A 24934-nucleotide genomic window follows, 5' to 3' on the forward strand; every position below is an offset into this window, starting at 1 on the left:
GTTTTTTAAATATAAATTATGAATACTTTTCGAGACCTTTTAATTTGGCAGAAATCAATGAGCTTGGTAACTTCAATTTATCAAATAACGAATTCATTTCCTAAAGAAGAAATATATGGACTATCTTCACAAATCAGAAGAAGTTCAGTATCAATACCCAGTAATATCGCGGAAGGTTATGGCAGAGATGGAAATAACGATTATTTGAGATTTTTAAACATTTCAATTTCATCACTATTCGAAATGCAAACCCAACTTGAAATCTCATTCAATTTAAAATATTTAAACGAGAATCAATTCAATAAAATAAATGGAGAAAGCAGAGAAATAGAACGAATGTTAAGTTCTTTTATTCGAAAGATAAAAGACAGAAAATAACCTTTGTGCCTCTGAACCTTTGCCTCTCTGAACCTAAATAAAACATGATCAACTTATTCAACACCCACATCGAGACGCTTGCGATACACCGCGTAGGAAACAAAAGCAGAAACGAAGCGATTTTTTTATCGGAACAGCCTTTTAACTTAAATGATGAAATTGTGCCTTTGATAAAAGAGTACTTTTTTAAACCTTTTAGAGAGAAAGAAGAAAACTATTATCAGTTTGCGCACGAAGTCGATTTGGATTATAATGACATGTTTAAATATGCCACAGAGATTTTTGACAATCCGAATAATTTACAGGAGATTTCAAAAAGAATCACTACACATTTATTCGAGCAGTCAAATCATCCGCACATTAAAAACGGAGAGGTTTATGTAACTTATTTAACGAATTTGAGTATTGACAATAATGTTGTTGACGCTATCGGAATTTTTAAAAGTGAGTTACAAGCTGACTTTTTACAGTTTGAAGAAAAAAACAGTAATCTTGAAATGATCTTGCAACAAGGTATCAACCTGAGCAAATTAGACAAAGGTTGTTTGATTTTTAATTATAAAAAAGACGAAGGATATAAAATTCTAACTGTTGATAGTAACCGTTATGACGCGCGTTATTGGTTAGAGCATTTTTTATCTGTTGATGCTTTTGAAGATGAAAATTTCATCACTAAAAAATACTTGAAATTTTGTCAAAGCTTCGCAAAAGATGTTGTTTTACCGGCAGAAGACAAAAAAGAAGAAGTGATGTTTATGAACCGTTCTGTGAACTATTTCGCAAAAAACGATCAGTTCGAAGAGCAAAGTTTCTTAAACGAAGTATTAGACAATCCTGACTTAATTCCTGAATTCAAAAATTATAAAGTTGATAAAGGAGAAAAATATAGCATCGAAGATGTAACCTCATTCCCTATTGCGAACGCAGCAGTTTCTGACGCCAGAAAATCGATTAAAAACGTTATTAATCTGGACACTCATATTCAGATTAAAATGGATTTTATTAATCCTGAAAGCGCAGAGAAATTTGTTGAAAAAGGCTGGGATGAAGAAAAACAAATGTATTACTATCTGGTTTACTTCAACAAAGAAGAAAAAAGCTAGTAGTTATTCATTTTCTATTACTTACTTAAAACAAAAAACGGCAGCTACATTCATTTGTAATTGCCGTTTTTTATTTTAAAAAGGGAATCAATTGAAAAATTTAGTAGATTTGATAATGAAGGAAAATTACAGCTTTATATTTCACAAAACATTTCACTAAAAAATAATGGCAGATTTTAAAAAAACAGAACTTACATTAGAAGAACGGGCGTTTGAAACAGCAAAAATATTGCTTCAAAAATATCAAAATCCAAATGATCTCAAACTGGAAGAAAATGCAAATTTAGATGATTCTTACACTATTTTAATTACTCTTTTATATACTGAAGAACTGGCTGAGGAAGAACAATTAGCCATTTTATCAATCATAGATGAAATGAAACTACTCGACGGAAACAGATGAAAACAAAATATTCATTTTCAATTCATAAAACAAAAAAACGACAACTACATATCTGTAATTGCCGTTTTTTATTAAAGTATTTTAATTTATAATATTGAAAATACTGCTTTTACAATATCATCATAAACTTGTTTATCTCTTTCACCGGCACGAGCCAAAACACGGATTCCGGAATAATTATTAAAAATAAATCGAGCTAAAGTTCTTGCATCTAAATTGTTAGATATCTGACCTAAATCCTGCCCTTTTTTCATCGCTTTTGTAAAAACCTCTTCCATTATCCGGCTATTATTTTTTACAATTTTTGCAATTTCTTCATCGTGCATGGCAAGTTCAACAGAAGAATTGACCATAAAACAGCCTTTTGTAATTCTGTCTTCCAAACTTTCCAAAACTGCTTGTTTAAAAACATCCTGCAGCGTTTCTTTTATATTATCCGACTTGTCGAAAAGTTCTACGATTTGATCTTGCGTATTTTTTTGATAACGCTGTAATGATTGTGTAAATAATTTTTGTTTGTCTCCAAAAGTATCATATAAGCTAGAGCGGCTTAATCCTAAATGCGTCACTAAATCCTGAGCCGAAGTTCCGTTGTATCCTTTGTGCCAAAAAATTTCAATCGCTTTATCTAAAGCCTGATCTTCATTAAATTCTTTTGTTCTTGCCATAATCTATGAAATTAAATTAACCCGTTTGGGAGTAATTTTTAACACATAGAAACATAGGTTTTGAATCTAAAAGAAGGCGTTCACTTATTTAAAATACACAAAGCTAACTATGTGAAAGAAATATGTTTCTTTTTTTGATTCCCTTTTAATTATAAAATCTATGTTTCTATGTGTTTAATTTAGTTATTATTAATTATACCCAATGGATTAAATTACTTTACAAAGATACAAAAATACGGAACAATCATTCCTGAATTGTAGTAAAAAAAAATTAAACTACTGCATTAACAATAAGTCCGCCATCAACAACAATTTCAGATCCTGTAATAAATGAGGCGTCGTCTGAAGCAAGGAAACTAACCGTTTTTGCAATTTCTGAAGCCTGCCCGAAACGTTTCAATAAAATTTTCTCTCCTAAAATAGTTCCAAAACCTTCTACTTCTTCTTTTTCTAAACCTAATTTTCCATATAACGGAGTTTCAACAGGTCCAGGAGAAACTGCATTAACTCTGATTTTTCTTGGAGCTAACTCTGTAGCAAAAACTTTGTTTAAAGATAATACGGCAGCTTTACTTGAAGCATAAACACTTGAATTTGGCATACCAACGTGTGCATTTATAGAAGTATTGAAAATAATAGATCCGCCATCGTTTAAAATGGGCAATACTTTTTGAACTGTAAAATAAACTCCTTTTACATTTACATTCATAATGCTGTCATAATGTTCTTCTGATGCTGAATCTACCGGAGCAAAAGCTGCAATTCCTGCATTCAAAAATAAAATATCGACTTTCCCAAATTGAGATTTTACTTGTTCAACCAAACTATCAATTGATTTTAAATCAGATTGGTCTGATACAATTCCGGTGACATTTAATTCTGTTTCGGCTTTAGCCAAAGATTCTTTGTTTCTTCCTGTTACAATTACTTTTGCGCCTCTTGCTATAAATTCGGCAGCTGTTGCATACCCTATTCCGCTATTTCCGCCAGTTATAATAGCGACTTTGTTTTCTAAATTTTTCATTTTTATTTGTTTTACATTATTGATTATTCAATTATTATGGTACAAAGATATCATAACGGAACGATCGTTCCGTTATAATTAAAGTTAATATTTAGTTAAAATAAATAATTGAGCTAAAAACACTGATATTCAGGGATTAAAATATATAGAACTATAAACGAAAGAAATAATAAAATGAACAAAGATTCTTAATATTTGCTTAATTTTGCATTCTAAAATAAACTAAGATGGATAATCTTGTAGAATACGAAAGTCCTTTTACCACAATAATCTCATTTCATAAACTAATTGAATCATTTGAGGAAATTGCTTTATCGAATGTTGATTACCGTTCAAATTATGCAAAAGCTATTTTAAAAGAGATAGATTCTATTCCGCAATTAAGGACAGGAATTCAGGATTATAGTATCATAAAAAAAAATGAAGGATTAATCAAGAATATACTGGCAGACTTATTTCCTACTGCTTTGACTAATAATGAAGTAAAAGCGGTTACAATTCCTTTTCAGAATATATCATTCAACTACACGGAACGTTTTAAGAAAATTCTTAAAAATGCCGGAGATGAATTTTACATGGAAATTAGAAATTTTGATGATCATCAATTCTATATCAATAACTGCTGCTTAATTTTAAGTAGTTATTACAAACAAAAATTTGCTTTTAATAAACCATTCTTCTACGATATCCCTGACGAAGAAGGAGTTGAAAAACATTATAGAATTCTATATAATGCTGATTTTATGGAAATTACCCCTTCAGAAAATGCAATACCTCTCACCCCGGATGATATTGATTTATTGATGGATAATTACAATGATCTAGCTTTATGGAAATCTAAATTTCCTCCTGGAAGCTGGACTTTAAAAGGTTTTGGAATTGTTTCTTTATTTGATGCAACTACAGAAAGTGCTATTTCTAATTTGAAAAGTAATTTGCTGAAACCTGATGCGCAATCGGCAACATCTGATGAAATTTTAACGAATATCTTCAGATCTATTTTTATGATTGCCGATTTACAAGTTGGTTTCATAATTTACAATCAGGAAGAGGAAAAATTTATAAGACCAATAAAATTTGACAATAAAATACAAAGTTTTTTACTTTCTACAGATCAGGAGGTAGATTGTAAAAATGCTTTTTTTGGATGTTCATTCGAAAATTTACTGGATAATCAAGAACCTTTCGTTATTTCAAATGTTCAAAAATTCACTGAACATTCAACAAATAAAAGACTCGGCGAGCATTTGCTGAAACAAAATATTCATAGCTGTATTTTTGCACCGGTTATAAAAGACGGTCATTTATTAGGTGTTGTTGAATTAGTTTCTTCAAAAGCCAGAGATTTAAATACTGTAAATGCAACAAAACTTGAATTGGTTCTTCCTTATTTAACTGATACAATTGACCGTTATAATACAGACATGCAACATCAAATTGAGGCAATTATTCAGCGTGAGTATACTACGATTCATCCAAGTGTTTATTGGAAATTTAAAAAAGAATCACAAAATTATTTCCAGAATATAAATCATACTAAGGATTATATTTTTAAGGAAATTGTATTTAAAAATGTGTATCCGTTATACGGTCAAATCGATATTAAAGGTTCATCGGAACATAGAAATGAGACAGTAAAAAAAGATCTTAGAAATCAATTAACAGCAATTTTACAAATATTTGAATCTCAGGATCCAAATACGAATCTTGTTTTATTGGAGCAAAGAAAATTTGAATTAGATTCGTTTCGAAATGAATTAAATTTTCCTTTAAAAGCAGATACAGAGCAACACATTCAGCGTTATATTGAGGAAGAAATTCATCCTTTATTAAAAAACACGAAAGAAACGGCAAAAAGTCAAAAACTGGAACGTTTGTATTTTGAAAGTCTGGATGAAAAAAGCGGTTTATTTTATCAGGAACGAAAGAAATTTGATAATGCAATGTCGATTATCAATAAAAGGTTAGCAACTGTTTTAGACAAAAAACAAATTGAAGCGCAACAAATCTATCCTCATTATTATGAGCGTTTTAAAACAGATGGTGTTGAACACAATTTGTATATTGGAGCTTCGATTTCGCCAACAAAACCTTTTGATATTATGTATTTGCACAACTTGCGCTTATGGCAATTGCAAACGTTGTGCGAAATGGAATTGGAACATCATCAGCTAAAGGAATCATTGCCTTATGAATTAGATGTAACTTCGTTAATTTTGGTTTTTAGTGCTCCGCTTTCTATCCGTTTTAGAATGGACGAAAAACGTTTTGATGTTGACGGAACGTATAATGCAAGATATGAAGTAGTCAAAAAACGTATCGATAAATCGAATATTAAAGGCACAAAAGAAAGAATTACAGAAAAAGAGAAAATCACAATTGTCTATTCTCAAAATAGTGAAGAGGCTGAATATTTGAAGTATATCAAGTATTTGCAGCATAAAAAAATCCTTGAACCTTCAATAGAACAATTTGAGGTTGAGGATCTTCAGGGAGTTTCCGGTTTGAGAGCGATTCGCGTAAAAGTCATTAATAATAATGCAATTTCTGTTGCTCAAAAAATTACTTATCAGGATTTATTAGATGAACTCAACTAATTTTAGTTGAGTTCATTTATAGGAATACACATCATGCAATTAATTTTAACACATAGAAACATAGCTTTTGAAACTTAAAAAAAAGGCGTTTCACTTATCTAAATACACATAGCTATGTTTAAGAAACTCGTTTCTTTTACAATTCTTTTACATCTTTAAAACCTATGTTTCTATGTGTTGAAATTAAATCAACTAAAAGTTTAAATTGATTTAAAAGCAATTACAAATGCGATTACGGTAATAATTATTCCTATCATAAAAAAGTTATAGGCAATTCTTAATAAGTTGTATTTGCGCTGTAAAACTAATCCCAGATAATATAAATCTTTAATCATTGTAGAATATAAGTAATCACGATCTTTCATCATTTCATTCATCGCCCAATCATATTCTTCTAGAGGCATTTTATAGAAATTTCCGAAAAACAATAAGTTGATTTTTTTATTCTCAATATCTTCTCTGGTAAAAACTCCCGTAGTGACTTTTGGTCTTGTTGAAAGAATGGCGAAGATTATTGTAATCACACTCGATATCAACATTATAAAAGTTGGAATTACTAAGTGCGCATTTTTTGGACTGTCTAATTTTGGTATAATCGATGAAAGTGCAATTGAGATAATAATAGCATTTACAGATAATAAAATATTGGCCTTACTATCAGCAATTCCGCTTAAGCGGGTATGATTTCCTAAAGTTACCCGAAATAAAGTATCAACTCCACGATCCGGTTTTTCGATTTTTTCTTTCTTTTTAATGTCATCTTCAAGCTTATCGGCTTCCTTTTTTTTCTGCTTCTCAATTTTCTTTTGAACCATCAACAAGTTTTTCTCTTTTAAAGGCTGCCATTTTTTCAGGGCGTGATCAGTATAAAAACGATGTTTATTCATTAAAAAATTCAGATTTTCTTTTGCCCATTCTGTATTTGAAAAATCTAAATTCCATGTGTTTTTTAATTCAATTCGCAACAATTCACAAGTAGTTTCATATTCAGTTCCCACAAGATGAGCGAAATCGGCATCTTTGATTATTTTTTCTAAATGTGTTTTCGGAATATACTCTTTTACGGTCGCCATAATCAAGCTTGAAACAACTGAGATAAATTCATCTGTCTGTTCTTTTTCTTTCAAAAAAGTAGTAGCGATTTTCACACTTTCTGCTTCATGATTTTCATAGCCTACAATATAACCCGTATCGTGAAACCACGCCGCCACTAATAAAACTTCTTTATCATCGCCTTTAACATCTTCTTTTTTACAGAGCTCTTTTACCGCATTTACTACCGTTAAAGTATGGTTAAAATTATGATACGAATATAAATTAGAAAGTTTATCTTTGAGTAAATTACTGACGAAATCTTCGGATTGCTCTATTAAATTCATGGAGATTTATTTTATACCACTAAATTATGAAATTGTTTTTGGATAACCATTTTATTACTAAAATTAAAAACTATTCTTTAGTAATAGTTGTTTTGTCACTGCTCTATTCCTGTGCGACGCATAAAGCGCAATATGGGAAAAATGTTAGTGCTAACGAAACGGAAAACGCAACTGATACTATAAAAATTGCACACACTATTTATTTAGTTGGTGATGCAGGAAATGCTGACGAAGAACAAGCGCAGCAAACACTTGAACTATTGCACCAAAAGCTAAAGAAATCGAATAAAAAAGCCACATTATTATTTTTAGGAGATAATATTTATCCTAAGGGTTTTCCTAGTGATGATAATGCTTCAGAGAAGGCTTTAGCCGAAACAAAACTTACTAATCAATTAAAACTTACTAAAGGTTTTAAAGGAAAAACAATTATGATTCCCGGAAATCACGATTGGTATAATGGGATTAAAGGTCTTGAACGCCAGGCAGATTTTGTTACGAAATATATGAATGATAAAAAATCATTTTTACCAAGAAAAAGTTGTGCAATCGAAGATGTGAAAATCGACAGCACTGCAACTTTAATTACAATTGACAGCGAATGGTTTCTTGAAGATTGGGACAATCATCCAACAATCAATGATAATTGTGACATTAAAACCAGAGAAGACTTTTTTGATGAGCTGGAAAATCTTTTAAATAAAAACCAGGAAAAAACTGTTGTCATCGCCATTCACCATCCTTTGATGAGTAACGGAACGCATGGAGGACAATTTTCGTTAGAGAAACAATTGTTTCCTCTTGAGAAAAAAATACCATTGCCAATAATTGGTTCTTTCATCAATTTATTGCGAAAAACATCTGGCGCAAGTCCGCAAGATATTCAAAACAAACAATATACTGTTTATGCAAAGAGAATTAAAACACTCTTACAAAAACAGAAAAATGTAATTGTAGTTTCCGGACACGATCATAATCTTCAGTATGTTAACAAGGAAAATATCAAGCAAATTATTAGCGGTGCCGGATCAAAATCTGAAGCTGCAAGAGCAATAAATCCTACTGAATTCTCTTATGGAGGAAATGGTTATGCCACTTTGACTTTATTTAAAAGCGGTGATGCAAAAGTTGCTTTCTTCGGGAATGAAAACAATAAAGAAAAGCTTCTTTTTGAGCATGAGATCATAAAAGCAAAAGAAATTAATTGGGCTGCAGGTGTTGACAATAAATTTCCAGCAACTGTAAAGACTTCTATCTATTCTGAAAAAATGACTCAGAAAAGTTTATTCCATAAATTCTTATTCGGAAATCATTATAGAAAATATTATAGTTTACCAATTGAGGCTCGCACAGCAACTTTAGATACTTTAATGGGCGGTTTAAAACCAATTCGCGAAGGCGGAGGACATCAATCGGTTTCTTTAAGAATGTCTGATCCTAAAGGTCGTGAATACGTAATGCGTGCCTTGAAAAAAAGTGCTACCGTATTTTTACAATCGGTTGCTTTTAAGGATCAATATGTTGTGAATGATTTTGAAGATACGTATGCGGAGAATTTCCTGCTGGATTTTTACACAACTTCGCATCCTTATACTCCATTTGCTGTTGGTAATATGGCAGACAAAATAGGATTGGCGCATACAAATCCAGTTTTATATTATATCCCAAAACAGAATGGCTTGAGGGAATTCAACTCTAATTTTGGAGATGAATTATATATGGTGGAAGAAAGACCGGCGGACAATCATTTAGACGGTAAAAATTTTGGAAATCCGTCTAATATTATCAGTACCGAGGATATGATGGCAAATCTTCATAAAGATGAAAAATATTCCGTGGATGAAAATGAATATATAAAAGCGCGTTTGTTTGACATGCTTATTGGTGATTGGGACAGACACAGCGATCAATGGCGTTGGGCAGAATATAAAAAAGATGGCAAGGTTACTTATAAGCCAATTCCGCGTGATCGTGATCAGGCTTTTGTTAAATACGACGGAACTTTACTTTCTATTTTAATGAATATTCCGGCGTTACGTCATATGCGAACTTTCAAAAATAAAATTGATAACGTAAAATGGCTGAACAGAGAACCATATCCAATGGATCTGGCTTTTTTAAGAACTGCAAATGAAAAAGACTGGCTGGCTCAGGCAAAATATATTCAGGAAAACTTATCTGATAATGATATTGACAATGCTTTTAAAAGTTTACCAGAAGAAGTTCAGGATGCAACAATTGCAGATATCCGACAAAAATTAAAGAACAGAAAAAAGGATCTTCAAAAATATGCTTCGGACTATTTTGATGTTTTAAGCCATACCGTTATGATTGCCGGAACTGATAAAAAAGACAAATTCGTGATCAATCATAAATCTAAAAAAAGTATCGAAATTCAGGTTTACCGAGTTAAAAAAGAAGGGGATGAGTTAGTTTATACCAAAAATGTTACGGATGATAAAACTAGTAATCTTTGGATTTATGGTTTAGATGATAATGATATTTTTCAGGTAACCGGAAATGAGAAATCAAAAATCAAAATTAGGTTGATTGGTGGTCAAAACAATGATACTTATAATATTGAAAACGGAAAACGAGTAATTGTTTATGATTTTAAATCAAAAGAAAACACATATAATCTAGATTCTAAAACTCAGACGCAATTAACGGATGATTATGATGTGAATTTATACAATTACGAAAAACCTAAATATAATGTTATTTCAGGATTGCCAAACATTGGATTTAATCCGGACGATGGTGTAAAAGTGGGTATTAATTTAAATTATACGGTTAACAATTTCAAACAAAATCCTTATACGCAAAGACACGTTTTAAATGCGTTTTATTACTTTGCAACCGGTGGTTTAGAGTTTAATTATGTGGCACATTTTCCGGGATTATTGGGTAAATGGATTATTGATGCTGAATCGCAATATACTACGCCAAATTTTGCCATAAATTATTTTGGATACGGAAATGAATCTGTAAACAATACTGAAGATTTAGGAATGGATTATAATCGTGTTCGTATTCAGAAATTTAATATTTTGGGAGCGATCAGACACGTTGGACGATACGGAAGTGAATTTAGTATCCAGCCGATGTTACAGCAAATGAGGGTTGAAGAAACTGAAAATAGATTTATCGATACTCCAAATATTATAAATCCAAATGTTTTTGACAGTCAGGTTTATGGTGGAGCAAAAATTAAGTATCATTTCAAAAATGCTGATTTTGCTGCAAAACCAACTTTAGGAATCGCTTTTATGGTTTCGGCTGCATGGATGACTAATCTGGACGATACTAAGAAAAATTTTCCAACTATTGAAAGTTTATTAGGTTTTACACATAAAATTGATCACAACGGGAAACTTGTTTTAGCGACTCTTTTTAAAGGAAAAGCAATTTTGAATAATAACTATGAGTTTTATCAAGGGGCAACTTTAGGTGGAGATACTGATTTACGCGGTTATAGAAATGAGCGTTTTTTAGGAAGTTCATATTTCTCCCAAAGTAGTGATTTAAGATTAAGCCTGGGTAAAATTAGAAAAACAATTGCGCCTTTGACTTATGGAGTTTTGGGTGGTTTTGATTATGGAAGAATTTGGCTTGATGGCGAAAGTTCAAAAAAATGGCACCAGGATTATGGCGGCGGACTTTGGTTAAATGCAATAAATGTTCTAACAGCAAGAATCTCTTATTTCAAATCTCCGGACGAAGAAGGAAGGGTTATTTTTGGAGCGGCATATAGTTTTTAAGGAAAGGTTCTGAGGTTCTGAGTTGCTAAGGTTCTAAGTTTTTAGTCTTAGGTTCAAAGTTGCAGGGGCTCAAAGTAACAAAGGTTTTTTGCCACGAATTTCACAAATTTCACAAATTATATATTCGTGGAAATTTGTAAAATTCGTGGCAAACTTTTTTATTCTTGTTCTTATTGAGTTTAATTTTCAATTTTTTAAGCCTAAAAACTTAGCAACTTAGCAACTTAGAGACTAAGTAACTTTTTTTTTCACAACTTAAACTCATAAACATTCCCTCCTACTTTATTTGTCTTTTCATCGGCAATTAATAAAGTATTATTGTCTTTGAAAACTATGGCTTCTTTTTGTGAAAAGTGATTTAGTTTTATTTCGGTTTGCGTTCCTTTATGGAATAAATCGCCTTTGTAACCTTTGAACAAAACAATTTTATCGTGACTTAACAAAACTACTTTTTTTCCGTCAGGACTAATTGTTGCGCTTGTTAGAACGCAATGATTGTAATTATCACAGGTTTTAAATTCTCCTATTTTAGTTGCTTTTTGAGTTCCCGGAGCATTTAATATCTTGTAGATAAAAGCTGTTCCGTCAAAACCTTTGCTTCGGTTTTTTGTGAAAAGATAAAAGTAATTTCCGTGTTCAAAAAAACCTTCTACATCATAAAATAATTCTTTTTTCTTTGGAGGAAATTCTGTTTGTTCAGGATATGAGAATGAAACTTTATATTCGGCTACAGCCAAATCTTTATTCAGCTGATTTTTATTGACCTTATAAATACACAAATCTTTGCGTTCGTTATCATTATTTCCAAAATCTCCAATATAAAGATTACCGCTTTTATCTTTTGTAATATCTTCCCAATCAACATTTGTTGCATTTGAGATTGTGATTGTTTTGGCTATTTTACCATTTGAATTTATGGCATAAATGGCATTTTTATTTCCGCTGTCTTCTAATGTATAAATCAAATTACTTTCAGGAAAATAGGTAATCCCCGAAACTTCTTTTAACTTTTTTGGCAGTGAATAAAGTGTTTTCAAATCATCATTTGATTGTTGCTGACATGCCAATAAAGCGATAGAAATTCCAAGTAAAAAAAACTTTTTCATAATAATATTTTTTTGTTTTAAACTCAATTTTAAAACATAGAAGTTATATAAATTCATGTAAACACAAAATCTTAGATTATCTTAAATAACTTATATGGTAAAAAAAATTAAATTAAATTAAATGTGTGTTTTTAAAATTGCGTGTGATGAACTCAAACGCCGCAAACATAATATGTCCCATTGATATGGCGTTTTTAAATTTCATATCATTGGTATAACGGTACAATTCCATTTTTAGTTGATTCAAATGTTCATCGGTCGAAATAGTATCGTGACACATTATATTCAATAATTTTTTGATTCTGTTTTCGGCAGAGTGAATCCGTTTTGCTAGAATTGCCCTTTCTTCATCTTTATACTGAATAATAGATCGTTCTTCCAGTTTATCTTTAATCAGTTTAATCATGGGATAATTCTCTTTGAAAAACTGCGGACGATATACTTTAAAATTCCCCTCGTAACATTGCTGATCAAAATCAATTGGACGAATTTTATAAACAACCTGATCAAAATCGTGAATAGGTACAATTACATAATTATACGCCCTCATATCGCCTAAAAGCCTTATCATACAACGTTCGTTGAACTTTACAAACTCTTTTGCAATTTGCGATTTTTCCATTTCGGTACATTTATCTAATAATGTATCCATAAAAACATCGCCTGGAATGCCAATAATATGTTCTTCGATTAAAGTGTCTTTATAAACCAGAAAGTTAATTTTATCCGGCGATAAAATATCTTCTAATTCCAGCCCGTAAATTCTGGAAGCATCTGCTTTTTTGATATAAAAATGGACATAATTATCATTAAGGATATTTCGAACTTTTATTCTGAAAGGTTTCGAATTTCCGAAAGTACAATAATCAATTGCATCCACATTTAAAAACTGAATGATCTCGCTATTACCATCAGAATGTAAAAGCGAATATATTTTTTTTAGATTTAAATCAATTTCATTTCTTTCAAATTCCCCATAATAAACCCGAATCCATAAAGTATCGGTTTCATTTTTATCGTACACATTTACAGAACCTGAAAACCGCAATAAATCATCATAGAACACAGATACTTTCGAAATACGTTCGTATCGTTCTAAATAATTTAAAAGAGATTGCGTTAAAGGGTATGACGGTTTTTTTAAAACCATTAAAGGTTCGCTCATTTTGAATATCTTTATTACAAATTTACATTAAATAAAATTTAGCGTAACAATATCGAAGTTGAATCGTCATACTTAAAACTAAAACCGAAATAATTTGGAAACCATACTTACTATTGAAAATCTTCACAAAAGATACGGGCGAATTCAAGCCTTAAAAAATGTTTCTTTTGAAATACAAAAAGGCCGCGTTTATGGAATTCTAGGTCCCAACGGAAGCGGAAAATCAACCACTTTAGGTATTGTACTGAATGTTGTAAACCGTACATCAGGAAATTATAGTTGGTTTGGCGGAAAAGTTCAAACTCACGAAGCTTTGAAAAAAGTAGGCGCTATTATAGAAAGACCAAACTTTTATCCTTACATGACTGCCGAAGAAAACCTGAAATTGGTTTGTAAAATAAAAAGCATCGATTATTCTAAAATCAACGAGAAACTTAATTTAGTTGGTTTAACCGAAAGAAAAGACAGCAAATTCAGTACTTTTTCGTTAGGAATGAAACAGCGTTTAGCCATTGCATCAGCGCTTTTAAACGATCCTGAAATACTGATTTTAGATGAACCTACAAATGGTTTAGACCCGCAGGGAATTCACCAGATTCGTGATATTATCAAAAAAATTGCTTCGCAGGGAACCACTATTTTATTGGCTTCGCATTTATTAGATGAAGTTGAAAAAGTTTGTTCTCATGTAATTGTTTTAAGAAAAGGAGAAATTCTTTATTCAGGTGCAGTGGATTCAATGTCAGCAAATGAAGGTTTTTTTGAAGTTATGTCCGATGATAATGTTACGCTAAAAAATGTTTTGGCAACCCATTCAGCAATTGACAAAATTACCGAAGAAGATGGTAAACTTTTGGTTTACTTAAAATCAGAATTATCAGCTTCAGAACTAAATCAGTTTTTATTTTCTAAAAACATTGCTTTGAGCCATTTGGTAAAACGCAAAAACAGTTTAGAAGCTCAATTTTTAGAATTAACAAAAAACGCCACCATCCAAAACAACTAAACAATGAACAGACTTATCTCTATAGAATTACAAAAAATCTGGAAAAACAAAGCCAGTCGTGTCCTTACTTTAACTTATTTTATTTTACTTTCCTTCATTGCATTAATTGCTTCTATAAAATTTGATATTGGTCCTTTTAAATTTCATTTTGCCGAAATGGGGATTTTCAATTTTCCGTATATATGGCATTTTAATACTTATGTTGCGGCTTTACTGAAATTTTTCCTCGCTATTGTTATTGTTTCCATGATGGCAAACGAATATAGTTATGGTACTTTGAAACAAAATTTAATTGATGGCTTAAGCAAGCAAGAATTTATATTATCTAAATTTCTTACGGTCGTATTATTTGCTTTAATCTCAACCATTTTCGTTTTTGTAATGAGTTTAATTCTCGGATATAGCTTTTCGTCTTATACAGAATTCGATGTTGTATTTATGGATTTAGATTATCTTCTGGCATTTTTTGTAAAACTTACGGCTTTCTTTTCTTTCTGTTTATTTTTAGGAATTTTAGTAAAACGTTCTGCATTTGCATTAGGATTTCTTTTGGTATGGAGTATTGCTGAAGGCATTATAAAAGGACTTTTAGTTTTTAAAATTTTTCCAAATAGTAATATTGGCAATTACATTACACAATTCCTTCCTCTGGAAGCCATGTCTAATTTAATCGTTGAACCTATTACAAGATTATCAGTTATAAAAAGTATTGGAACGCAAATGGGTGTAGAAAACACCAAAGATTACGGTGTTCATTATCTTTCAATTCTGATCGTTTTAGTATGGACATTTTTATTCATATACTTTTCTTACAACCTATTAAAAAATCGAGATTTATAGTATATTTGTCAGGCTATGAATTATTTTAAAAGTTTTTTGTTTTTCTTGTTTATCTGCTGTTTGTCTTTGAAGATGAATGCGCAAAACATTACTGTAGATGCCTCGAAAACGGCTGAGGAATTAGTAAAAAATATATTGATAAATAGTTCTTGTATAGATATAGGATCGGTTAATGCGACCGGAAATCCGGCGAGTAGCGGAAACAGTTATGCCTATTTTAGCTCAGCTACAAGCAGTTTTCCATTTCCGGGAGGAATTGTATTAAGCACTTCTCCCAGTAGTAGTGCTGCAGGACCTTTTAATCAATCAAAATCTGAAGGACAAACAAATAAAGACTGGATAGGTGATCCTGATCTGGAAAAAGCTTTAAATACATCTAAAAGCACACAGGCAACAGTTTTAGAGTTTGATTTTGTTGCCTTGACTAACTCTATTAGTTTCAACTATATTTTTGCTTCTAATGAATATCAAACTTACTTTCCTTGTAAATATTCAGATGGATTTGCTTTTTTAATAAAAGAAGCCGGAACCTCAGAAGAATATAAGAATCTTGCTGTTTTGCCTAATACCACAACATCGGTTTCTTCTACAACGGTTCATTCAATAATAAGCACTGTTACTTCTGGTGGTCAAACTTTTGAAGGTTGTGCTGCAATAAATGAAGAATATTTCAATGGTTATAATAATGGAAATAGTCCAATAAATTATGCAGGACAAACTGTGGTAATGAATGCTCAAACTACAGTTGTTCCTAATAAAACCTACCATCTAAAATTGGTCATTGCAGATGATGCAACCGGACAATATAATTCTGCCGTTTTTATTGAAGCCGGAAGTTTTGCTTCTAAGATAGATTTTGGAAGAGATAAAACAATTGCAAATAATAATCCCGCCTGTTTTAGCGAAATTACACCTTTAGACACTCAGTTAGATAATACCAAATATACTTTTAAATGGTCTAAAGAAGATGCATCTAATAATTTTGTTGCAATCACATCAGAAACCGGTTCTGTCTTAAATGTTACCGCAACAGGTAATTATAAGGTAGAAGCCACTTTAACCGGTACAACTTGCATATCTACAGGTCAAATAATGATTGAATATGCGCCGGAGATAATGTCAACCAATACCAACTTATTGCAATGTGACGATGATACAGACGGAATTACTATCTTTAACTTAACCAAAGTTGATAATATTATCAAAAATAATGTATCATCGATTTTAAATAAGGGTTATTATGAATCCCTTACGGATGCTCAAACAAAAGCAAATCCTATTCTAAATCCCGAAAAATACAGCAATAAAGTTCCTGATCAAATTGTTTATGCTAGAATTGAAAACCAATACGACTGTTTTACAATCGTTGAAGTAACATTAAAAGTTTCAAATTCAACAATTCCTGATCAAAATCCAATTGCGACTTGCGATGCAGATGAAAACCAAGATGGTTTATATCAATTTAATCTAAGTACAGAAGTAACTCCACAAATTTCTGCAGGTTTGCCAACCGGATTAGTTTTTAATTATTATATAAATACTAATGATGCCTTGAGTGAAGCAAATGCATTACCAAACATCTTTAAAAATACAACCGCTTTTAGCCAAATTATTTATGTTAAAGCTACAAACGGAGCAGATTGTTTTGATATTACTCCAATTACACTTATTGTGAATACTTTTGATCCTCCTAATTTTCAGGATGAAATAAAATATTTATGCAAAGGAGAAGAAATAACATTAAGTGTGGAGACAGGTTTTGCGAGTTATTTATGGAATACAGGAAGCACGGATAGTTCTATAACGGTAAATACATCAGGTGATTATTCTGTAGTTGTAACAGATACAAATGGTTGTGAAAAAACCAAGAAGTTTAAAGTAATTTTATCTGAACCAGCTTTTATAACAGAAGCCGTTATTAAAGATTTCTCCGGAATTGATAATTCGGTTTTAATCAAATATACAGGAGTTGGAAGTTATGAATTTTCATTAGACGGAACTATTTTTCAAGAAGATCCTTTATTCAACAATGTAAAACCGGGAATATATAATGCAATTGCAAGAGATAAAAATGGTTGTGGATTATCTAATTCATATCTTCTTTATGTTTTAGATTATCCAAGGTTTTTTACTCCAAACGGAGATGGATATAATGATTTATGGTTAATTACAAACATAGATCAACTTCCGGATTGCCGAATTTTTATTTTTGATCGTTATGGTAAACTACTGAAACAAATGAACCAGAATAGCGATGGATGGAATGGTGTTTTTAATGGTCAGCAACTGCCGGCAGATGATTATTGGTTTACTTTAGAATTTGCAGATGGCAGAACTATTAAAGGTCATTTTAGTTTAAAAAGATAAGCTAAAGAAATTATAATTTTTAAATTACAAATCCCAATACTTTTAAGTCAAAAAAATACTAAACTCCTTGATTGGAATTTGGGAAAAGTTATTTTAGTCTAAATCACTAAGAAATTACAATTTTTAAATTTCAAATCTCAATAATTATAAATCAAAAAAAATCCCAAACTCCTGATGGAATTTGGGATTTTTATATTGAAATTTAAATGTATTAGAATTTAAATCTTTTTCTATCAGTTTCTGTCAAATAGATTTTTCTCAAACGAATAGATTTTGGTGTAACCTCTACATATTCATCTTTTTGAATATACTCTAAAGCTTCTTCTAGAGAGAAAATGATTGGAGGAATAATCCTTGCTTTTTCATCATTTCCAGAAGAACGAACGTTAGATTGTTTTTTCTCTTTAGTTACGTTTACACACATATCATCAGCACGAGAGTTTTCACCAATTACCTGTCCTTCGTAAATTTCAGCATTTGGTTCAACAAAAAACTTACCACGATCTTGCAATTTATCGATAGAATAAGGAATTGCTTTTCCTTTTTCCATAGAAATCAATGACCCTTTGTTACGTCCGGAAATTTCTCCTTTGTATGGCTCATATCCTATAAAACGGTGTGCCATAATAGCCTCACCAGCAGTTGCAGTAAGTAATTGATTACGCAATCCAATAATTCCACGTGATGGAATATTAAATTTCACAATCATACGTTCTCCTTTAGTTTCCATAGAAAGCATTTCTCCTTTACGTAATGTAACGAATTCAACTGCTCTTCCTGAAAGATTTTCTGGTAAATCGATTGTTAATTCCTCAATTGGCTCACATTTTTTACCATCAATTTCTTTGATAATAACTTGTGGTTGACCAATTTGTAACTCATAACCTTCTCTTCTCATTGTTTCAATAAGAACAGATAAGTGAAGTACACCACGACCAAAAACCATGAATTTATCAGCAGAATCAGTTTCACCTAACTTCATAGCTAAGTTTTTCTCTAATTCTTTTGTCAATCTTTCTCTAATATGACGAGAAGTTACAAATTTACCTTCTTTACCAAAGAAAGGTGAATCGTTAATTGTAAACAACATACTCATTGTAGGCTCATCAATAGCAATTGTTTGCAAAGCTTCAGGATTTTCAGAATCAGCGATTGTATCTCCAATTTCAAAACCTTCAACTCCAATAATTGCACAAATATCTCCAGCAATTACTTGTTGTACTTTTTTACGGCCTAGACCTTCAAAAGTATGTAATTCTTTAATACGTGATTTTATAACTTTACCATCTCTTTTTACCAAAGAAATTGGCATTCCTTCATTCAACACACCTCTTTCAAGACGACCGATAGCGATACGACCTGTAAAAGCAGAGAAATCCAAAGATGTAATTAACATTTGTGGCGTTCCTTCAGATACTTTAGGAGCTGGTACATTTTTGATTACCATATCCAATAATGCTTCAACATTATCAGTTACGTTTTCCCAATGATCAGACATCCAGTTGTTTTTAGCAGAACCATAAACAGTTGGGAAATCTAATTGCTCTTCTGAAGCACCTAATTCAAACATCAAGTCAAAAACTTTTTCATGAACTTCTTCAGGAGTACAGTTTTCTTTATCAACTTTATTGATAACTACACAAGGTTTTAAACCAAGGTCAATCGCTTTTTGCAATACAAAACGCGTTTGAGGCATTGGACCTTCAAAAGCATCGACTAGCAAACATACACCATCGGCCATGTTTAATACACGTTCTACTTCACCTCCAAAATCGGCGTGACCAGGAGTATCGATAATATTGATTTTTGTTCCTTTATATTGAACTGATACGTTTTTTGAAGTAATAGTAATACCTCTCTCACGCTCTAAATCGTTATTATCAAGAATTAAATCACCTGTGTTTTCGTTGTCACGAAATAATTGACAGTGATACATAATTTTATCAACCAAAGTGGTTTTACCGTGATCGACGTGGGCAATAATTGCAATGTTTCTAATAGATTCCATCTGAGATTTTTAATGGGTGCAAAGGTACACTTTATTTTGATATAAAAAACGTTTCTGCGATAGTTTGCGTGTATACAAGTAATTAGTTCGTTAAAATAACGTAAATTTTACATTCTAAATGAACTTCGCTTGTTGTTAAGTTATATTTAATTTAACTATATTTGAGTAATGAAAAGTAAAACTCTCCCAATTACTCTAATTTACGTTATCATATCGCTAATTATGGCAATCCTATGTCATAAACTACTAACTACATACTTTTCCAAAATTGAATATTTTTATTTATTTTTAATAAAGGATCTCTTTTTCATAGTCACTACGGGCTTTATTTTCAACTATATACTCTCGAAAAACGAAAAGAAAAATATTTCTATTTTCGAAAAATTAAAAAGCACTAACGAAGAAATAAAAGAATCAAACGAAAAATATGATATTGTTGCAAAAGCGACAAGTGATACCATTTGGGATTGGAAAATTCAGGAAGACAGCATTAATTGGAACAAAGGTATTGAAGCCGTTTTTGGCTATAATCAGTCAGAAGTAGGAAAAACATCAAAATGGTGGTTTGACAAAATACATCCGGAAGACAGCATTAGAATGTCTATTAAATTATATTCTTTTATTGAGCAAAAAACTGAAAAATGGCAAGATCAATATCGTTTCAAATGTGCTGACGGAACCTATAAATATGTCCTGGACAGAGGTTTTTTATTGAAAGATGAAAATGGAAGAGCCATTAGAATGATCGGGGCCATTCAGGATATTACCAAACAAAAAGAAGAAGAACAGAGATTAAAATTACTGGAAACTGTAATCACACAATCTAAAGACTCAATTTTAATCACTGAAGCAAATTCAGCAGATAAAAAAATTCCAAAAATAGTATATGTAAATCCTGCATTTTCTCATATGTCAGGATATCTGTCACACGAAATAATAGGGAAATCACCCAATATTTTCAAAGGACCAAAATCTGATTCTGAAGAATTAAAAAAACTTTTAAGAGCAATAAAAAATGAAGAAGAATGTTTAATCGAAACCATTAGTTATACTAAAAACAAAGAAGAATTTTGGGTTCGGTTTTCAATGATTCCAATTTTTAGCAATGAAGGTGTAATTTCACATTGGATTTCTATTCAAAGAGATATAACTGATGAAAAAAAACTAGAAACCGAAAAAGAACATCTTATCAGAGAACTAACCCAAAATAACAAGGATTTAAAACAATTTTCATATATTACATCCCATAATTTAAGGGCGCCCTTATCTAATTTAATTGGACTTTTAAATCTTATTGAAAGCATTCCAATTGAAAATCCTGAATTAGAAGAAATTCTTGCAGGTTTTACAAAATCCACGCATTTATTGAACGAAACAATAAATGATTTAGTTAAAGTAATCATTATCAAAGACAATCCTTCTATGCAAAAAGAAGAAGTATCTTTAAAAGAAATTTTCGAAAATGTTTTTAGTCAATTGTCTTTTCAAATTGAATTACACAAACCAATTATTAAACTTAAATTTGACAGAGTTCCGTTATTAAACACAAATAAAGCCTATATTGAAAGCATTTTGCTTAATTTACTTACCAACTCAATAAAATACAAATCCGAAAACAGAAAACTAAAAATTGCTATTACTGCAGAACATATAGACAATCATACAATTTTAACTTTTAAAGATAACGGCATTGGAATTGATCTGGAAAGAAACGGTGACAAAGTATTTGGCTTATATCAAAGATTCCATAATTATCCTGACAGCAAAGGGTTGGGCTTATATCTTGTAAAATCACAAGTTGAAACAATGGGTGGCACAATTAGTATTGAAAGTGAAGTCAACAAAGGAACAACATTTATAATAACCTTCAAAAATTAACAAATATGCTGGAGCAAATTTTATGCATTGATGACGACCCAATCACGCTAATGTTATGCAAGAAAGTAATTTCAAAATCATCTTTTTCTAAAGAAATCATCACTGCCCCAAATGGCGAGGAAGCATTACACCATTTCAACACTTTAAAATACAATAAAAACAAAGCCAATAAACCCCAATTAATTTTTCTGGATTTAAATATGCCTGTCATGGGCGGTTGGGAATTTTTAGACTATTTTACTTCTCCTGACTACAATGAATTTAATACTGCAAAAGTAATTGTATTATCCTCTACAATTGATCCAGAAGATCTGGCAAAGGCAAAAAAGTACCCCATAATAATTGATTTTCTCTCAAAGCCAATCACACAACCAATGCTTGAATATCTAAAAAAGAAAATGAATCTTTAATAGCTCTATATTTATCAAGCATTTTATATTTAATAATTAGAATAATGGCGTTACCCTCCGGGCCGGGCTGTCTACTAAATCTTTTGTTCCAGTTTATTTAGGAATAAACTAGATATTTTATCTTGTCACAAAAGGATATCGTTCCCATCCCTAACGCAATACATACTTATCCACAAAATTCAAACTTAAATTGAATTCCAAATTTCAATAGATATAACCATAATAAAAAACCAATAAAAAAAATCCAAATTCCAATACACATAGCAGTATTTACAGCGTGTAAGTTGAATATTTATACTTAAATCTTCCTGCTCCACAGGTTTTCGTGTTGATCCAAAAAAAAATCCAAATTCCAATATACATCACAGTATTTGCCGGTGTAAGTTGGAATTTGGATTTTTTTTATTTGAATTTTCTCATTGTTTAGTTCAAACAAAAAAAGTCCTCTAAAAGAGGACTTTTTATATATTTAGGAAATTGTAGTTAATTACAATTTAGCAACATGCTTAGTTAATTTAGACTTCAAGTTAGAAGCTTTATTATCATGAATGATGTTCTTTTTAGCTAATTTATCAATCATAGAAATTACAGTTGATAATTTTGAAGCTGCATCAGATTTATCAGTAGCTAATCTTAATGCTTTAATAGCGTTACGAGTAGTTTTATGTTGGTATCTGTTAAGAACTCTTCTTTTTTCGTTACTTCTGATTCTTTTTAATGCTGACTTATGATTTGCCATTTTGTTTTAATTTTAGATGTAATAATTATTATATATACTAGTTAAAAAAGAAAAACCTCCCACAATTGCAAAACAATCACTTTGGTTTTAACTAATAAAACAAAGACCGAGACACCAGTTTTTATTTTACAAAACTTATTCACAACTAATTTTAGTAGTCTGTAAGGGAATCGAACCCCTGTTACCAGGACGAAAGCCTGGAGTCCTAACCCCTAGACGAACAGACCAGTATCCTCTAAGTTTTCTCCAATTTTAATAAATTGAAATTTTGTAGCCCGTAGCGGAATCGAACCGCTCTTACATGGATGAAAACCATGCGTCCTAACCGATAGACGAACGGGCCATTTTAATTCTCAGTATTTCAAGAAAATTTTGCAATAAAAAAGTAGTAGCCCGTAGCGGAATCGAACCGCTCTTACATGGATGAAAACCATGCGTCCTAACCGATAGACGAACGGGCCTGCTTCTCTAATGCGGATGCAAAAATACAACTATTTTTAAGATGTACAATACCTGATGCAAAAAAAAGTAAAAAAAATTAATATGCCTTTGCAAACAACACTCTTTTCGAAGAAGGATTCCCAGTAAATACACAGGTTCCCGCCTCTTCTACAGCGTCTAAAGGAATACAACGAATCGTTGCTTTTGTTAAGTCTTTTATTTTCTCTTCTGTCTCAGCCGTACCGTCCCAATGTGCCGAAACAAAACCACCTTTTCCATCTAAAATTTCCTTAAATTCCTCAAAACTATTTACTTCCGTAATATGAGTATCACGATAATTTAATGCTTTATTAAATAAATCAGTTTGGATCTGTTCAAGAAGGTCATTTATGTAAGTAACGATTCCTTCACCAGAAACTGTCTCTTTTGTTAATGTATCACGTCTGGCAACTTCAAAAGTTCCGTTTTCTAAATCTTTTGGTCCAACAGCAATTCTAACAGGAACACCTTTCAATTCCCATTCAGCAAACTTGAATCCTGGTTTTTGAGTCGTTCTGTCATCATATTTAACTGAAATCTTTAATTTCTTAAACTTAGCCGTTAATTCATTAACTGCTGCGCTAATTTCAGCAAATTGCTCATCTGTTTTATAAATAGGAACAATAACCACTTGTATAGGCGCTAAATTTGGAGGTAAAACTAATCCCTGATCATCAGAATGCGTCATTACTAAAGCTCCCATCAAACGAGTAGAAACTCCCCAGGAAGTTCCCCAAACATGCTCTTGTTTCCCTTCGGCATTTGTAAATTTTACATCAAAAGCCTTTGCGAAATTTTGCCCTAAAAAGTGAGATGTACCTGCCTGTAATGCTTTTCCGTCTTGCATTAAAGCTTCGATACAATACGTTTCATCCGCACCTGCAAAACGCTCTGTTTCGGTTTTAATACCTTTAACTACCGGAATTGCCATGAAATCCTGAGCAAAATCAGCATAAACATTCATCATTTTTTCAGATTCCTCTAAAGCTTCTGCCTTTGTTGCGTGAGCTGTATGCCCTTCTTGCCATAAAAACTCAGCAGTTCTTAAAAACAAACGAGTACGCATTTCCCAACGAACAACATTTGCCCATTGATTTATCAATAAAGGTAAATCCCTGTAAGATTGCACCCATCCTTTATAAGTAGACCAGATGATCGCTTCACTAGTAGGACGAACAATAAGCTCTTCTTCTAATTTAGCATCCGGATCCACCATTAGTTTTCCGGGTTTGTCCGGATCATTTTTTAATCTGTAATGTGTTACAATAGCACACTCTTTTGCAAATCCTTCAGCATTTTTTTCTTCAGCTTCAAACATGCTTTTAGGCACAAATAAAGGAAAGTAGGCGTTTTGATGTCCAGTTTCCTTAAACATTCGATCTAACTCAGCCTGCATTTTTTCCCAAATAGCATATCCGTACGGCTTAATAACCATACATCCTCTAACTCCTGAATTTTCGGCTAGATCTGCCTTAACAACCAGCTCGTTATACCATTTCGAATAATCTTCTGATCTTGTAGTGAGGTTCTTACTCATATTGAATAGTTTGGCACAAATTTTGTTTTAATAATTTTAACTAAATAGTTTGACAAAACTAACTATTTTTGTAATGTGCAACAAT

The 24934-nt window shown here is 31.5% G+C and carries 18 protein-coding genes and 3 tRNA genes; 10 read left to right on the plus strand and 11 right to left on the minus strand.

What is annotated here, in order from left to right:
• Positions 1-18 precede the first annotated feature (18 nt).
• The 3 genes from KHA90_RS18910 to KHA90_RS18920 all read left to right on the plus strand — a co-directional run bounded on the left by KHA90_RS18910 (position 19) and on the right by KHA90_RS18920 (position 1884).
• Positions 19-378 (plus strand): four helix bundle protein, encoded by a 360-nt coding sequence (locus KHA90_RS18910; RefSeq protein WP_213304670.1) that lies wholly within the window; start codon positions 19-21, stop codon positions 376-378.
• 44 nt (positions 379-422) lie between these two features.
• Entirely contained in the window at positions 423-1481 is a 1059-nt protein-coding gene (locus KHA90_RS18915) for a nucleoid-associated protein (protein WP_213304673.1), read from the plus strand.
• Positions 1482-1647: 166 nt separating this feature from the next.
• Entirely contained in the window at positions 1648-1884 is a 237-nt protein-coding gene (locus KHA90_RS18920) for a hypothetical protein (RefSeq protein WP_213304676.1), read from the plus strand.
• Positions 1885-1970: 86 nt separating this feature from the next.
• Here the strand turns inward: KHA90_RS18920 and KHA90_RS18925 are convergent, their stop codons facing one another.
• Positions 1971-2552 carry a TetR/AcrR family transcriptional regulator gene (locus KHA90_RS18925; RefSeq protein WP_213304679.1) on the minus strand — a complete coding sequence of 194 codons (582 nt, stop codon included), beginning with the start codon at positions 2550-2552 and terminating at the stop codon, positions 1971-1973.
• Positions 2553-2823: 271 nt separating this feature from the next.
• Complete coding sequence (locus tag KHA90_RS18930) at positions 2824-3576, minus strand: glucose 1-dehydrogenase (RefSeq protein WP_213304682.1); 753 nt, start codon at positions 3574-3576, stop codon at positions 2824-2826.
• 227 nt (positions 3577-3803) lie between these two features.
• Here KHA90_RS18930 and KHA90_RS18935 point away from each other — a divergent pair, with 227 nt between their 5' ends.
• The gene (locus KHA90_RS18935; RefSeq protein WP_213304685.1) at positions 3804-6173 is read left to right on the plus strand and encodes a GAF domain-containing protein; all 2370 of its coding nucleotides are present in this window, start codon (positions 3804-3806) and stop codon (positions 6171-6173) included.
• A 200-nt stretch (positions 6174-6373) separates the two neighbouring features.
• Here KHA90_RS18935 and KHA90_RS18940 read toward each other — a convergent pair whose 3' ends face one another.
• Positions 6374-7552, minus strand: a complete 1179-nt coding sequence (locus KHA90_RS18940) for a Pycsar system effector family protein (protein WP_213304688.1) — start codon at positions 7550-7552, stop codon at positions 6374-6376.
• Positions 7553-7578: 26 nt separating this feature from the next.
• Between KHA90_RS18940 and KHA90_RS18945 the strand changes: the two genes are divergently transcribed.
• Complete coding sequence (locus KHA90_RS18945; protein WP_213304691.1) at positions 7579-11313, plus strand: metallophosphoesterase; 3735 nt, start codon at positions 7579-7581, stop codon at positions 11311-11313.
• A gap of 248 nt (positions 11314-11561) precedes the next feature.
• On the opposite strand, the gene KHA90_RS18950 is transcribed toward KHA90_RS18945, so the two are convergent.
• The gene (locus KHA90_RS18950; protein WP_213304694.1) at positions 11562-12419 is read right to left on the minus strand and encodes an SdiA-regulated/phytase-like domain-containing protein; all 858 of its coding nucleotides are present in this window, start codon (positions 12417-12419) and stop codon (positions 11562-11564) included.
• Positions 12420-12531: 112 nt separating this feature from the next.
• Positions 12532-13584, minus strand: a complete 1053-nt coding sequence (locus tag KHA90_RS18955) for a hypothetical protein (RefSeq protein WP_213304697.1) — start codon at positions 13582-13584, stop codon at positions 12532-12534.
• 94 nt (positions 13585-13678) lie between these two features.
• On the opposite strand from KHA90_RS18955, the gene KHA90_RS18960 reads away from it, so the two are divergent.
• From KHA90_RS18960 to KHA90_RS18970, 3 genes are all read left to right on the plus strand, one after another.
• A complete protein-coding gene (locus KHA90_RS18960; RefSeq protein ID WP_213304712.1) occupies positions 13679-14590 on the plus strand; it encodes an ABC transporter ATP-binding protein in 912 nt (303 codons plus the stop codon).
• Positions 14591-14593: 3 nt separating this feature from the next.
• Entirely contained in the window at positions 14594-15430 is an 837-nt protein-coding gene (locus KHA90_RS18965; RefSeq protein WP_213304716.1) for an ABC transporter permease, read from the plus strand.
• Positions 15431-15502: 72 nt separating this feature from the next.
• Entirely contained in the window at positions 15503-17797 is a 2295-nt protein-coding gene (locus KHA90_RS18970) for a T9SS type B sorting domain-containing protein (protein ID WP_244860431.1), read from the plus strand.
• Positions 17798-18008: 211 nt separating this feature from the next.
• Here KHA90_RS18970 and typA read toward each other — a convergent pair whose 3' ends face one another.
• Positions 18009-19805 (minus strand): translational GTPase TypA, encoded by a 1797-nt coding sequence (gene typA, locus KHA90_RS18975; RefSeq protein ID WP_213304733.1) that lies wholly within the window; start codon positions 19803-19805, stop codon positions 18009-18011.
• A gap of 222 nt (positions 19806-20027) precedes the next feature.
• Here typA and KHA90_RS18980 point away from each other — a divergent pair, with 222 nt between their 5' ends.
• The gene (locus KHA90_RS18980) at positions 20028-21683 is read left to right on the plus strand and encodes a PAS domain-containing sensor histidine kinase (protein WP_244860433.1); all 1656 of its coding nucleotides are present in this window, start codon (positions 20028-20030) and stop codon (positions 21681-21683) included.
• Between the two features lie 5 nt (positions 21684-21688).
• The gene (locus tag KHA90_RS18985; protein ID WP_213304739.1) at positions 21689-22093 is read left to right on the plus strand and encodes a response regulator; all 405 of its coding nucleotides are present in this window, start codon (positions 21689-21691) and stop codon (positions 22091-22093) included.
• A 487-nt stretch (positions 22094-22580) separates the two neighbouring features.
• Here the strand turns inward: KHA90_RS18985 and rpsT are convergent, their stop codons facing one another.
• The 5 genes from rpsT to proS form a co-directional block, all read right to left on the minus strand.
• On the minus strand, positions 22581-22832 hold the full coding sequence (gene rpsT / locus KHA90_RS18990; protein ID WP_041517133.1) for a 30S ribosomal protein S20: 252 nt from the start codon (positions 22830-22832) through the stop codon (positions 22581-22583).
• A 155-nt stretch (positions 22833-22987) separates the two neighbouring features.
• A tRNA-Glu gene (locus KHA90_RS18995) sits at positions 22988-23059 on the minus strand.
• A 44-nt stretch (positions 23060-23103) separates the two neighbouring features.
• Positions 23104-23175: transfer RNA gene (locus KHA90_RS19000), tRNA-Glu, on the minus strand.
• 46 nt (positions 23176-23221) lie between these two features.
• A tRNA-Glu gene (locus tag KHA90_RS19005) sits at positions 23222-23293 on the minus strand.
• A 77-nt stretch (positions 23294-23370) separates the two neighbouring features.
• Positions 23371-24849, minus strand: coding sequence for a proline--tRNA ligase (gene proS, locus KHA90_RS19010; protein ID WP_213304742.1), 1479 nt, complete (start codon positions 24847-24849; stop codon positions 23371-23373).
• Positions 24850-24934: the final 85 nt, after the last annotated feature.

This window comes from Flavobacterium psychroterrae (assembly GCF_018380615.1).
Lineage (GTDB): Bacteria > Bacteroidota > Bacteroidia > Flavobacteriales > Flavobacteriaceae > Flavobacterium > Flavobacterium psychroterrae.

Excerpts from the sequence above, each read along its gene's own strand:
- KHA90_RS18910 (WP_213304670.1), top strand. The coding sequence starts at position 19 with ATGAATACTTTTCGAGACCTTTTAATTTGGCAGAAATCAATGAGCTTG.
- KHA90_RS18915 (WP_213304673.1), top strand. The coding sequence starts at position 423 with ATGATCAACTTATTCAACACCCACATCGAGACGCTTGCGATACACCGC.
- KHA90_RS18920 (WP_213304676.1), top strand. The coding sequence starts at position 1,648 with ATGGCAGATTTTAAAAAAACAGAACTTACATTAGAAGAACGGGCGTTT.
- KHA90_RS18925 (WP_213304679.1), bottom strand. The coding sequence starts at position 2,552 with ATGGCAAGAACAAAAGAATTTAATGAAGATCAGGCTTTAGATAAAGCG.
- KHA90_RS18930 (WP_213304682.1), bottom strand. The coding sequence starts at position 3,576 with ATGAAAAATTTAGAAAACAAAGTCGCTATTATAACTGGCGGAAATAGC.
- KHA90_RS18935 (WP_213304685.1), top strand. The coding sequence starts at position 3,804 with ATGGATAATCTTGTAGAATACGAAAGTCCTTTTACCACAATAATCTCA.
- KHA90_RS18940 (WP_213304688.1), bottom strand. The coding sequence starts at position 7,552 with ATGAATTTAATAGAGCAATCCGAAGATTTCGTCAGTAATTTACTCAAA.
- KHA90_RS18945 (WP_213304691.1), top strand. The coding sequence starts at position 7,579 with ATGAAATTGTTTTTGGATAACCATTTTATTACTAAAATTAAAAACTAT.
- KHA90_RS18950 (WP_213304694.1), bottom strand. The coding sequence starts at position 12,419 with ATGAAAAAGTTTTTTTTACTTGGAATTTCTATCGCTTTATTGGCATGT.
- KHA90_RS18955 (WP_213304697.1), bottom strand. The coding sequence starts at position 13,584 with ATGAGCGAACCTTTAATGGTTTTAAAAAAACCGTCATACCCTTTAACG.
- KHA90_RS18965 (WP_213304716.1), top strand. The coding sequence starts at position 14,594 with ATGAACAGACTTATCTCTATAGAATTACAAAAAATCTGGAAAAACAAA.
- KHA90_RS18970 (WP_244860431.1), top strand. The coding sequence starts at position 15,503 with ATGAATGCGCAAAACATTACTGTAGATGCCTCGAAAACGGCTGAGGAA.
- typA (WP_213304733.1), bottom strand. The coding sequence starts at position 19,805 with ATGGAATCTATTAGAAACATTGCAATTATTGCCCACGTCGATCACGGT.
- KHA90_RS18980 (WP_244860433.1), top strand. The coding sequence starts at position 20,028 with ATGGCAATCCTATGTCATAAACTACTAACTACATACTTTTCCAAAATT.
- KHA90_RS18985 (WP_213304739.1), top strand. The coding sequence starts at position 21,689 with ATGCTGGAGCAAATTTTATGCATTGATGACGACCCAATCACGCTAATG.
- rpsT (WP_041517133.1), bottom strand. The coding sequence starts at position 22,832 with ATGGCAAATCATAAGTCAGCATTAAAAAGAATCAGAAGTAACGAAAAA.
- proS (WP_213304742.1), bottom strand. The coding sequence starts at position 24,849 with ATGAGTAAGAACCTCACTACAAGATCAGAAGATTATTCGAAATGGTAT.